The 12,051-nt window shown below is 60.8% G+C and carries 11 protein-coding genes; 7 read left to right on the forward strand and 4 right to left on the reverse strand.

Annotation, left to right across the window (positions count from 1 at the left end):
- Positions 1-144: 144 nt before the first annotated feature.
- Together lsrK and lsrR are read right to left on the reverse strand one after the other, a co-directional pair.
- A complete protein-coding gene (gene lsrK, locus AB1E37_RS03040) occupies positions 145-1,743 on the reverse strand; it encodes an autoinducer-2 kinase (protein ID WP_004149900.1) in 1,599 nt (532 codons plus the stop codon).
- A gap of 37 nt (positions 1,744-1,780) precedes the next feature.
- Entirely contained in the window at positions 1,781-2,752 is a 972-nt protein-coding gene (gene lsrR / locus AB1E37_RS03045) for a transcriptional regulator LsrR (protein ID WP_004900805.1), read from the reverse strand.
- Positions 2,753-2,970: 218 nt separating this feature from the next.
- Here lsrR and lsrA point away from each other — a divergent pair, with 218 nt between their 5' ends.
- The 6 genes from lsrA to lsrG are packed head-to-tail and all read left to right on the forward strand — an operon-like array spanning position 2,971 to position 8,683.
- A complete protein-coding gene (gene lsrA, locus AB1E37_RS03050; protein ID WP_004900802.1) occupies positions 2,971-4,458 on the forward strand; it encodes an autoinducer 2 ABC transporter ATP-binding protein LsrA in 1,488 nt (495 codons plus the stop codon).
- A complete protein-coding gene (gene lsrC / locus AB1E37_RS03055) occupies positions 4,455-5,489 on the forward strand; it encodes an autoinducer 2 ABC transporter permease LsrC (RefSeq protein ID WP_004181392.1) in 1,035 nt (344 codons plus the stop codon). Before lsrA ends, lsrC begins: the two co-directional genes overlap by 4 nt.
- On the forward strand, positions 5,490-6,488 hold the full coding sequence (gene lsrD / locus AB1E37_RS03060; protein WP_002917727.1) for an autoinducer 2 ABC transporter permease LsrD: 999 nt from the start codon (positions 5,490-5,492) through the stop codon (positions 6,486-6,488).
- A gap of 1 nt (position 6,489) precedes the next feature.
- Positions 6,490-7,491, forward strand: coding sequence for an autoinducer 2 ABC transporter substrate-binding protein LsrB (lsrB, locus tag AB1E37_RS03065; protein ID WP_002917725.1), 1,002 nt, complete (start codon positions 6,490-6,492; stop codon positions 7,489-7,491).
- An 11-nt stretch (positions 7,492-7,502) separates the two neighbouring features.
- A complete protein-coding gene (gene lsrF, locus AB1E37_RS03070; protein WP_002917724.1) occupies positions 7,503-8,390 on the forward strand; it encodes a 3-hydroxy-5-phosphonooxypentane-2,4-dione thiolase in 888 nt (295 codons plus the stop codon).
- Positions 8,387-8,683: a (4S)-4-hydroxy-5-phosphonooxypentane-2,3-dione isomerase gene (lsrG, locus tag AB1E37_RS03075; RefSeq protein ID WP_004181386.1), complete on the forward strand. Its 297-nt coding sequence runs from the start codon at positions 8,387-8,389 to the stop codon at positions 8,681-8,683. The genes lsrF and lsrG overlap by 4 nt, the downstream gene beginning before the upstream one ends.
- A 46-nt stretch (positions 8,684-8,729) precedes the next feature.
- Here lsrG and ygjG read toward each other — a convergent pair whose 3' ends face one another.
- Positions 8,730-10,109 carry a putrescine aminotransferase gene (ygjG, locus tag AB1E37_RS03080; protein ID WP_004174227.1) on the reverse strand — a complete coding sequence of 460 codons (1,380 nt, stop codon included), beginning with the start codon at positions 10,107-10,109 and terminating at the stop codon, positions 8,730-8,732.
- 257 nt (positions 10,110-10,366) lie between these two features.
- Entirely contained in the window at positions 10,367-10,921 is a 555-nt protein-coding gene (locus AB1E37_RS03085; protein ID WP_002917718.1) for a PadR family transcriptional regulator, read from the reverse strand.
- A 237-nt stretch (positions 10,922-11,158) separates the two neighbouring features.
- On the opposite strand from AB1E37_RS03085, the gene AB1E37_RS03090 reads away from it, so the two are divergent.
- Positions 11,159-11,935, forward strand: a complete 777-nt coding sequence (locus tag AB1E37_RS03090) for a siderophore-interacting protein (RefSeq protein ID WP_004144829.1) — start codon at positions 11,159-11,161, stop codon at positions 11,933-11,935.
- Positions 11,936-12,051: the final 116 nt, after the last annotated feature.

Here is a 12,051-nt window from a genome sequence, read left to right on the forward strand (position 1 = left end):
GAGTTACTAATTTAGCCATCGTGGAGAAAAAGGGAAAAGGGGAGTGCGGTGATTGTGATGGGATTCAAAGAACGGCGAAGCGTTGCCCCACACCCCGGCCCTCTCCCAAAGGGAGAGGGGGGAAAGGCGGAGCGGCACCGGTAGTTAGGGTGAGGGGGAAGACGCAACGCGCTGGCGGCGTTCCAGACCCGGCGCCTGCCACATCGACGTTGTCAGTCCGCTATCGACAAGGCCAAGCTGATCGGCGTACACCGTCTGCCACTTGCTCATCATCTCCTGATACAGCTCGCGATGCTGCGGATTTGGGGTGAACTCGCGGTGCCAGCTCACTAACCGCTCTCCGGTGCTGGCCATATCGTCATACAGCCCGGCGCCGGTTCCGGCGGCGATGGCGCAGCCCAGCGCGGTGGCTTCGCGGACCACCGGCACCCGCACCGGCAGGCCGGTGACGTCGCTGAGGATCTGGCTCCACAGCGCGCCTTTAGAGCCGCCGCCGGCAAACACCAGGCTGTCGAATGTCACTCCGGAGAACTGCGAGATCTGCGCGAGGTTGCAGGCGGAGACAATCGCCGCGTTCTCTTCCAGCGCGCGGAACAGGGTCGCTTTATTGCACTTCTCCGGATCGATGGAGAGGTTAATAAACGACGGCGCGGCGTGGTACCACTGCTTAAAGTGCATAGCGTCGGAAAAAATAGGCATCACGCCGTGGGAACCGGCGGGGACGCGGCTGGCCATCTCCTCCAGCAGCGAATAGGCATCGACGCCGAGCCGCTCGGCAATTAGTTTTTCTTCAGCGCAGAAGGCGTCGCGAAACCAGCGCATGGTCAGGCCGGTAAAGAAGCTGATCGATTCCGCCTGCGCCATGCCGGGAATGACATGAGGATTAACACGAATATTCATCTGCGGATCGGTGCGCACCTGCGGCAGGTTGACCACCTGCTGCCAGAAAGTGCCGCCGAGTACCGCGGTTTGCCCGGCGCGCACCACCCCAAGGCCCAGGCAGCCGAGCTGGACGTCGCCGCCGCCCATCACCACCGGCGTCCCGGCGCGCAGGCCGCTCTGCTGCGCCGCCGCTTCGGTGACGGCGCCCAGCAGGGTACCGGTCTCTTTGACCGGCGACAGCATATCGGCGCGCAGCCCGGCCATATCCAGCAGCGCCGGACGCCAGTCGCGGCTGAACAGATCGAGCATGCCGGTGGTGCCGGCGTTTGACGGGTCGACCGCCAGCTCGCCGGAAAGCTTCGCCGCCAGCCAGTCGCTGATCATGGTGATGGTTGCCGCTTTGCGGTAGATATCGGGGCGGTGGTGCGCCAGCCACAGCAGGCGCGGCATGGCGCTGAGCGCCAGGGTTTGTCCCGAGACCTCGTATACCTCGGATTCGAAGCGATAGTCGTGGATCTCCTTAAGCTCCGCCACTTCGCGGCTGGCGCGGGCATCGACGTTGGCGCAGGCCCAGATGGCCTCGCCGTTGCGGTCATAGAGAACGATGCCTTCGCGCATCGAACAGCAGGCGACGGACTGAATATCGGCGGCAGAGAGCCGGGCGGCGTCGAGCGCCTGGCGAATGCACTGGCAGGCCAGCTGCCAGTTGGTGGTAAGGTCGAACTCCATCGAGCCGGGGACGTTATCAACGCTCAGGTGTTTCCATTCGGCCTGGCCTACCGCCAGCTGGCGGCCATTAAGATCGAAAATAACCGCCCGAATGCTGCCGGTCCCGGCATCTAACGCTAACAGGTAACTCATGACATGCGCCTCGCTGTTGTCGCGCGGCGCCAGGCCGTCAGGAGGCCAGGGTAAGCACCGCGCGTGCTGTTGTCTCTTCCGTTACCAGGCCATTAATGCGCTTTCCAGTCAGAGCGGCATAAATCGCCTGCGCTTTTTCTTCTCCCCCGGCGACGCCAACGATGGTCGGCAGCTGCGCTAGCTCATCAAGGGTCACGCCGAGCAGTTCCCGATGGATCTCCAGTCCTTCTACCGGCCTGCCGTCGGCCTGCAGGAAATAACCTAAAATGTCGCCGACCGCGCCTTTGCGGGCGTACATCAGCTGTTCGCCCTCGCTGATATAGCCGGAGCGTAAAATGGTGGCGTCGCGCCGCTGATCGATGGCGCCGATGCCAACCACCGCCGCGTCCGCCGCCGTCGCCGCGAGGATCACGTCGCGCACGCTCGACTCGCGGCGCAGGATCTCGGCGACCTCCGCAGAAGAGACCCGCAGCGGCGCCGGGATAATGCTGACGCTGCAGGCGGCATCAAGCTGGCCGATGCCGGTCATATACGGGCCGACGCCGCCGGAGAGGGTCACCAGCCGCACCTGCTGCGAGCCGATAAAGCCGCTGAGATGCTGCAGGCAGCTCATGGTGGCTTCGCCGAAGCCGACCGCCAGCAGCTGTCCCGGCTGCAGAATGCCCATCAGCGACTGCGCCGCGCCGATCCCCAGCCGGGTATTCATCGGCGGGGTGTTGAGCGCCGGCAGCACGCGGGCAATCTTGAGGCCAAAGCGCTGCTGGAGTTCACTTTCCAGTGCCAGACAGCCCTCATAGCGCGAGTTGATCTGCACGCGGATCACCCCGGACTGGCGGCCTTTCTCCAGCAGGCGAGAAATCTTCAGCCGCGGCAGCCCCAAACGCTCGCCGATGTCATTTTGCGTCAGGCCGTCGTGGTAGTAGCACCACGCCACCCGCGCCACCAGCTCTTCCTCGGCTAACGCCAGCCCGGCGTAGCGGTTCTCTTCCGTAATGCGTTTTTCGCTCATAAATTGAACTCTTATAAAAATTTAGATCATATGTTCGCTATTGCGCGGTCGGAAAGTGTGAGCCGACTGGCAAAACGGATCTTTCATCGCTGGCCCATTTTTTCCTGAGGATCTAAAGCGCCAAACTGTGATCTTCGCACGGTTGTAAATATAGTTCACCGTCTACGCTTTTGAACATTATTAAATTTAAAAATCATTTGTTCAAACGAGGCGCGACGATGAAGCCACTGCTTGAAGCTCGCCAGATCCGCAAACAGTTCTCCGGCGTTGCCGTGCTGAAGGGCATCGACTTTACGCTATGCGCGGGCCAGGTGCATGCCCTGATGGGAGGCAATGGCGCGGGTAAATCGACGCTGATGAAGATCATCGCCGGCGTCGAAACCCCGGATAGCGGTGAGCTGACGATCGGCGACCGCGCGTTTGCGCGCCTCAGCCCGGCGCTGGCCCACCAGCTGGGCATCTATCTGGTGCCGCAGGAGCCGATGCTGTTTCCCAACCTCAGCGTGCGCGAGAACATTCTCTTTCGTTTGCCGAAGCGGGCGGATACCGCCGCGCGACTGCAGGAAAAACTGCAGCAGCTGAACTGCCAGATCAACCTCGATGCCAGCGCCAGCACGCTCGAGGTAGCCGATCAACAGATGGTCGAGATCCTGCGCGGCCTGATGCGCGAAGCGCGGATCCTGATCCTTGATGAACCCACCGCCTCTTTAACCCCGGGCGAAACGGAGAGGTTGTTTAGCCAGATCCGCGCGTTACAGGCGCTGGACGTGGGGATCGTGTTTATCTCGCACAAACTGCCCGAAATCCGCCAGCTTGCCAGTCATATTTCGGTGATGCGCGACGGGGCGGTAGTGCTGAGCGGCGAGACCGCAACTTACCGCGATGAGCAACTGATTAGCGCTATGACGCCGGCCAGCCGCGACCATACGCTGAGCGACACGCAAAAGCTGTGGCTGGCGCTGCCGGGCAACCGCCGCACCCAGGCGCAGGATTTTCCCGTGCTGCGGGTGGAGGAGCTTACCGGAGAAGGCTTTATCGATCTCAATCTGGAGATCCGCGCCGGGGAGATCGTCGGCCTCGCCGGGCTGGTGGGATCCGGGCGCACCGAATTTGCCGAAACCTTATACGGCCTGCGTCCACCGCGCGCCGGGCGGATCTGGCTGGAGAATCGCGAGATTAGCAATGACAGCACCCGCGCCCGGCTGGCCAGCGGGCTGGTCTATCTGCCGGAAGACCGCCAGGTCTCGGGGCTGTTTCTTGATGCGCCGGTGCGCTGGAACACGGTGATGTTCAATCAGCCGTCGTGGTGGCAGCAGGGGAAACGGGAGGCGGCGGTGGTTGAGCGCTATCACCGGGCGCTGGGGATCAAGCTGGCCGATGGCGATCAGCCGGTGCGCACTCTCTCTGGCGGTAACCAGCAGAAGGTGCTGCTGGCGCGCTGTCTGGAGGCCAACCCGCTGCTGCTAATTGTCGATGAGCCGACGCGCGGCGTGGATGTCTCCGCCCGCGCCGATATCTATCAGCTGCTGAAAAGCGTCGCCGCGCAAAATGTGGCAGTGCTGATGATCTCCTCCGATCTGGATGAGTTCATCGGCCTGGCCGACCGGGTGCTGGTGATGCATCAGGGCCGCTACAGCGGCGAGCTGGCGCGGCAGGCGGTCACCGTCGATCGCATGATGACCCTGGCCTTTGGAGGGCAGGCATGAAAACGTTACTCAAGAATCGCGAACTGAGCGCCTTCTTTGCCATCGTGGCGCTCTTTGTTGTGCTGGTGGCGCTCAATCCGGCCTATTTCAGCCTGCAGACCCTGGCGATGATTTTCTCCAGCTCGCAAATCCTCTGCCTGCTGGCACTGGGCGCGACCCTGGTGATGCTGACCCGCAATATTGACGTGTCGGTAGGCTCCACCGTTGGGCTATGCGCCATCGCCGTCGGCGTGGCGCTGAACAACGGCTACGGGTTGGCGACGGCCATCGCCTTCGCGCTGGCGATTGGCGCGCTGGCCGGAGCTTTTAACGGCCTGCTGGTCGTGGGGCTGCGCATCCCGGCGATCGTCGCGACGCTCGGTACGCTGGGGTTGTATCGCGGGGTAATGTTGCTGTGGACCGGCGGGAAATGGATCGAAGGCTTGCCCGACAGCCTGAAATCGCTCTCGGAGCCCGCGTTTATCGGCGTGTCGCCGCTGGGCTGGCTGGTGCTGGCGCTGCTGCTGGCGGGCGGCTGGCTGCTGTCGCGCACCGCCTTTGGTCGTGATTTTTACGCCGTTGGCGATAACCTCGCCGCCGCGCGCCAGCTGGGCGTGGCGGTCAACCGCACGCGGATGCTGGCCTTTACCCTCAACGGTATGCTGGCGGCCTGCGCCGGGATCGTCTTCGCCGCGCAGATTGGTTTTGTGCCTAATCAGACCGGCAGCGGCCTGGAGATGAAAGCCATCGCCGCCTGCGTGCTGGGCGGGATCTCGCTGCTCGGCGGTACCGGCACGCTGCTTGGCGCGTTTCTCGGCGCCTTTTTCCTCACCCAAATTGACACCGTACTGGTACTGTTCCGCCTTCCCGCCTGGTGGAACGACTTTATCGCCGGCCTGGTGCTGCTCGGGGTGCTGGTGCTCGATGGCCGTCTGCGTCAGGCGCTGGCCCGCCATCAGCGGGCGCTGAAGTACAGCCGTTTCCAGCCCGGTAACAAAGGGGGGAAACAGGTTGCCCGCTTTCCTGAACGCAAAAGCAAAGAGGTGGCTTAAATGAAGCTGAAGCTTAACTGGGAAAGCGCGCTGCTGGCGTTGCTGATCGTGGAGATCCTGCTGTTCGGCGCGCTGAATCCGCGCATGCTGGATCTCAATATGCTGCTCTTTAGCACCAGCGACTTTATCTGCATCGGCATCGTCGCGCTGCCGCTGACGCTGGTGATCATCAGCGGCGGGATCGATATTTCGCTGGGCTCGACCATCGGCCTGTGCGCCATCGCCCTCGGGGTGATGACCCAGGCGGGCTGGCCGCTGTGGCTCGCGGTATCGCTGACGTTGCTCTTGGGACTGCTGTGCGGGTTATTCAACGCCGCGCTGATCCACTACACCGGCATCAGCCCGCTGGTGATCACGCTTGGTACGCTGTATCTGTACGGCGGCGGCGCGCTGCTGCTTTCCGGGATGGCCGGCGCGACCGGTTACGAGGGGATTGGCGGTTTTCCCGATAGCTTCACCGCCTTCGCCAATTTAACCCTCGCCGGACTGCCGCTGCCGCTGGTGCTGTTCGCGATTATCACCTTTTTCTTCTGGTTGCTGACCCATCGCGGGCGCTTTGGCCGCCACCTCTTTTTACTCGGGCAAAACCCGCGCGCCGCGCGCTATGCCGCGCTGTCGGTGAACGGCATCCCGTACGTGCTGTATGGCCTGGTTGGCGTTGCCTCGGCGGTCGCGGCGCTGGTGATGGTTTCCTACTTCGGCTCGGCACGTTCGGATTTAGGCCGCGACCTGCTGATGCCGGCGCTGACCGCGGCGGTGCTCGGCGGGGCCAATATTTACGGCGGCTCGGGATCGATACTGGGTACCGCGCTGGCGGCATTGCTGGTGGGGTATCTGCAACAGGGTTTACAGATGGTCGGCATCCCCAACCAGGTGTCGAGCGCGCTGTCAGGGGCGCTGTTGGTTGTGGTGGTGATGGGGCGTTCGCTGAGCCTGCACCGTGAATGGGTGCGCGCGACCTGGCGGCGTCTTTTCTCGCATAAAACAATCGGAGCATAAAATGAAATTAAAACTGATCGTGCTGGCGCTGGCGATGAGCGTGGTTACCGCGCAGGCGGCGGACCGCATCGCCTTTATTCCTAAGCTGGTCGGCGTCGGCTTCTTTACCAGCGGCGGCAACGGCGCGAAAGAGGCGGGGAAAGCGCTGGGCGTGGATGTCACCTATGACGGCCCAACCGAGCCCAGCGTCTCCGGCCAGGTGCAGCTTATCAACAACTTCGTCAACCAGGGCTACAACGCGATTATCGTTTCCGCTGTCTCGCCGGACGGCCTGTGTCCGGCGCTGAAGCGGGCGATGCAGCGCGGGGTGAAAGTCCTGACCTGGGATTCCGATACCAGGCCGGAGTGCCGCAGCATCTATATCAATCAGGGCACGCCGCAGCAGCTCGGCGGCCTGCTGGTCGAGATGGCGGAAAAGCAGGTGACGAAGCCTACTGCCAAGGTAGCGTTTTTCTACTCCAGCCCGACGGTGACCGACCAGAACCAGTGGGTGAAGGAAGCCAAAGCCAAAATCGAAAAAGAGCATCCGCAGTGGCAAATCGTCACCACTCAGTTCGGCTATAACGATGCCACCAAATCGCTACAAACCGCCGAGGGGATCTTAAAAGCCTATCCGGATCTCGATGCCATTATCGCGCCGGATGCCAATGCGCTGCCGGCGGCGGCGCAGGCGGCAGAGAACCTCAAGCGTCAGGGCGTGGCGATTGTCGGCTTTAGTACGCCGAACGTGATGCGTCCGTACGTTGAGCGCGGCACGGTGAAAGCGTTCGGCCTGTGGGATGTGGTTCAGCAGGGCAAAATTGCGGTTAACGTCGCCGATCGATTGCTGAAAAAGGGCGATCTTAACGTGGGTGACAGCGTTGAGGTGAAAGATATCGGCTCGCTGAAGGTCGAACCGAATAGCGTGCAGGGCTACCAGTATGAGGCGAAGGGCAACGGTATCGTGCTGCTGCCGGAGCGCGTGGTGTTCAGCAAAGAGAACATCAACAACTACGACTTCTGACGGAGGATGAGATGGCAGATTTAGACGATATCAAAGAGGGGAAGGACTTCGGTATTGACCGCCCGCAGCAGAATACGCTGTATACCCTGAAAGGCTGCGGCTCGCTGGACTGGGGCATGCAGTCGCGGCTGGCGCGCATTTTTAATCCGCACAGCAACCGCACGGTGATGCTGGCCTTCGATCACGGTTACTTCCAGGGGCCAACCACCGGGCTGGAGCGTATCGACCTGTCGATTGCGCCGCTGTTTGCCGACACCGACGTGCTGATGTGCACCCGCGGCGTACTGCGCAGCCAGGTACCGGCGGCCACCAATAAGCCGGTGGTGCTCCGCGCCTCCGGCGGCAATTCGATTTTGAGCGAACTCTCTAACGAATGCGTGGCGGTGGCGATGGAAGACGCGCTGCGGCTCAACGTATGCGCGGTGGCGGCGCAGGTCTATATCGGCAGCGAATACGAACATCAGTCGATCAATAACATCATCAAACTGGTGGACGCCGGCAATCGCTACGGTATGCCGGTCCTGGCGGTTACCGGCGTCGGCAAAGAGATGACCCGCGATGCGCGCTACTTCTCGCTGGCCAGCCGGATTGCCGCCGAAATGGGGGCGCAGTTTGTGAAGACCTATTTCGTTGAGGAAGGCTTTGAAAAAGTGACCGCCAGCTGTCCGGTGCCGATCGTTATCGCCGGCGGTAAAAAACTGCCGGAGCATGAGGCGCTGGAGATGTGCTGGCGGGCGATCGACCAGGGGGCTTCCGGGGTGGATATGGGGCGCAATATCTTCCAGTCCAGCGCCCCGCGCGCGATGCTGAAGGCGGTGAAAAAGGTGGTGCATGAGAATCTGAACGCGCGCGAAGCGTATCAGTTCTGGCAGGAAGAGAAACAGGGAGAGCTGAAATGAACGTCACGCTGGTGGAGATCAATATTAAACCCGAGCGGGTGGATGAGTTTCTCGAGGTGTTTCGCGCCAACCACGAGGGCGCGCTGCGGGAGCCAGGCAACCTGCGCTTTGATGTCCTGCAGGATCCCGAGGTGAAAACCCGCTTTTTTATCTACGAAGCCTATAAAGACGATGAGGCGGTGCTGGCGCATAAGAAGACGCCGCACTATTTAGCCTGCGTCGAAAAGCTGGAGGAGATGATGTCGCAGCCGCGGCAGAAGCGCAGCTTTATCGGCCTGTTACCGCAGGTGTGAGGGTTATCCTTCACCCTCTCAGAGGGAGAGGGTGAAGGACACTTTATTACGCTTCTTCGACCGAAACGCGCAGGGCCGCCAGCGCCTTGCGCGCCGCCTTCAGCACCTGTTCGCACTGCTCAAGGGTGAGGGTCAGCGGCGGTTCAATGCGGATCGTCTTGGCGTTGTTTAACGTCCCGGCGACCAGCACCCGCTGTCTGAACATCTCGCTGGCAAAGTCGTAGCCAATCTCGTTATCAACAAACTCGATAGCCATCAGCATGCCTTTCCCGCGCACTTCATTCACCAGGTCCGGATACTCCTGCGCCAGCAGGCGGAAACCGTCCAGCAGCATATCGCCTTTCTGTGCCGCCTGTGCCGGCAGGTTTTGCGTCAGCAGCACGTTGATCGTCGCCAGCGCCGCCGCACAGGCCAACGGGTTGCCGCCGAAGGTGGTGGTGTGCAGGAACGGGTTATCGAAGAGCACCGAGAAGACCTCTTCCGTCGCCACCGTCGCGCCGATCGGCATCACACCGCCGCCGAGCGCTTTCGCCAGACACAGAATGTCCGGCTGGACGTTCTCATGCTCACAGGCGAACATCTTGCCGGTGCGGCCCATGCCGGTCTGCACTTCGTCGAGGATCAGCAACGCGCCAAACTCGTCGCACAGTTTACGCACCGCCGGCAAATACCCCGTTGGCGGGAGGATCACGCCCCCTTCGCCCTGAATCGGCTCGAGGATCACCGCCGCGACGTCGTCGCCGGTTTTCTTGCACTCGCTCAGCATGGTGCGCATGGCGTTGATATCGCCGAACGGCACGTGGCGGAAGCCCGGCAGCAGCGGCATAAACGGCTTGCGGAAGGTCGACTTGGCGGTGGCCGACAGCGCGCCCAGCGATTTACCGTGGAAGGCGCCGCTGGTGGCGATGAAGGTAAATTTACCGCGCGGCGACTGATAGGCTTTCGCCAGCTTGATGGCCGCCTCTACCGATTCGGTACCGCTGTTGCAGAAGAAACTGTACTTTAGTTTCCCGGGGGTTAAGGCTGCCAGGGTTTTCGCCAGCATCGCGCGTAGCGGGTCCAGCAGCTCCTGACTGTGAAGCGGTTGTTTCGCGAGTTGATTCTCGACGGCGGATACCACAACTGGATTACGGTGCCCTACATTGAAGATGCCAAACCCACCAAGGCAGTCGATAAACTCCTGTCCCTGGGTGTCGACAAGCGTATTTAACCCTCCCGCTTGCCACTCTACGGCTCCGTAATCCCCGCCGGCTGTGACCGATTTTCGATACTCTAAAAACCCCGGATTCACATGCTCTTTAAAGTATTCTCTCACCTCCTGGTTAAGTGCTTTCATTTCCTCATGATCAAGCGTGCGCTTTTCAATGAGATTCAGTGCGTGTGCGCTGCAGGCCAGAGCCGATGCGCTGGAAGGTAACCTGTTCAAAATGTGCTCCTGGGGCGGACGTATCACACGATACTGGATTAAGTATTGCAGGGATTACGCCAGTTCGGCAGAAGCGGTGAAAATCGGGATAAATGCAAAGCAAAAGACGAATTGTGTAAAATTTAATCTCATTGCGCCACTATTGGCACGTTTTATTCCTGAGCTGACGAGATTTTCTGCCTGGCGGCAATAGACGGGGCGATCCGCCGTGGTGCGGGCTGCCCCAGCGCGGGGCAGCCGGTGGTGGAAAAAGAGGCTTAGTCGAGCTGAGAGATCTCCATCGCCGCCCGGTCAATAATGCCGATGATCTGCTTGAGCTGGGCGGCACTGCTGGCCTGCTGGTTCACTTTCAGGTCGAGGACCGCTTTGAAGTTTTCCAGCGCGCGCTTCATCTGCGGATCGCGGCGCAGCTCGCAGCCGACCATCCGCGCCTGCAGGCGCTCCTGGATATGGGCCAGGTGCTCCTGGTTCTCGGCGTGCAGCTGTTTTCCTTCCTCGCTGATAAGGATTTTCTTGCGTCCGTTGTCGTCTTCCACGCTGATAAGGCCCTGGTCCTGGAGCAGATCCAGCGTCGGATAGATCACCCCCGGGCTGGGGCTGTAGTTCCCCTGGGTAAGCGTTTCGATCTCTTTGATCAGCTCATAGCCATGGCTGGCGCTGCGGCTGAGGATATCCAGAATGATCAGCCGCAGTTCGCCGTGGCCAAAGAAACGCTGGCGACGTCCGCCGCCGCGGCGGCCATGGTCGCCGTGTTCGCTGGGATCACCGTGGCGCCCGCGTGGCCCACGCCCTTCTTCATGATGATGTCGCATGGTTACCTCCTGCTGTTTTTGATATATCTAATTTATATCTAAAAAATGAATGTTCGCAATGCTGGTTGCTATTTATTTTTTAAGTTGTTGATATATATGTGATTTTTTTCTGGCTGTGGATTTTGATGCGGTTTGTTTTGACTATATCAAAAAAAGACTTGCATTCTTTTTAGTTGGCAATCATTATCATTTGCATCAAGTTTAGATATATCTATTTACCGTTCACGAAGGCAATCGATGATGACAAAAACCAAAGCAGACAAGTACCCGCAGCGTGTCCGCAATGAGCTGCGTTTCCGTGAGCTGACGGTGCTGCGCGTGGAGCGCGCAGGCGCGGCGTTCCAGCGTATCGTGCTGGGAGGCGAGGCGCTGGAAGGCTTCGCCTCTCACGGCTTTGACGACCATACCAAGCTTTTTTTCCCCGAGCCGGGCGCGGCATTTACCCCGCCGCAGGTGACCGAGGAGGGGATTGACTGGGGGGAAGGCGTGCGGCCTGCCACCCGCGACTATACGCCGCTGTACGATGCCGAACGTCACGAGCTGGCTTACGATTTCTATATCCACGATGGCGGTATCGCCAGCCGTTGGGCGCTGGAAGCAAAAGTGGGCGATAAGCTGGTGATCGGCGGCCCGCGCGGCTCGCTGGTGGTGCCGGAAGATTATGCCTGGCAGCTGTATGTTTGCGATGAGTCCGGCATGCCGGCGCTGCGCCGTCGTCTGCTGGGATTACGCCAGCTGCCGGCGAGGCCGCAGGTGACGGCCATCGTTACTATCGCCGATGCGTCGTATAAAGATTATCTGGCGGATCTCGACGGCTTTAACATCGAGTGGGTGGTGGGCCACAATCCGGCCTTCGTCGCCGAGCGTCTGGCGCAGGTGAAGGTGCCGGCGGAGGATTATTTTATCTGGCTGACCGGCGAAGGCGCGGTGGTGAAATCGCTGCTGGCGCGCTTTGAAGACGAGAGCATCGATCAGCAGCTGGTGCGTTCCCAGGCGTACTGGCACAGCAAGTAAAAAACCATCGTGGTAAAACCCGGATAGCGGCGCGTCGCGCCCTATCCGGGCTACCGGCGGTGCCGTTTTTTGTCGGGTGGCGGCTTACGCCTTACCCGACCTGCTATTCGGCGGTG

The sequence above is a fragment of the Klebsiella sp. Shm-1 genome (assembly GCF_040804525.1).
Classification (GTDB): domain Bacteria; phylum Pseudomonadota; class Gammaproteobacteria; order Enterobacterales; family Enterobacteriaceae; genus Klebsiella; species Klebsiella pneumoniae.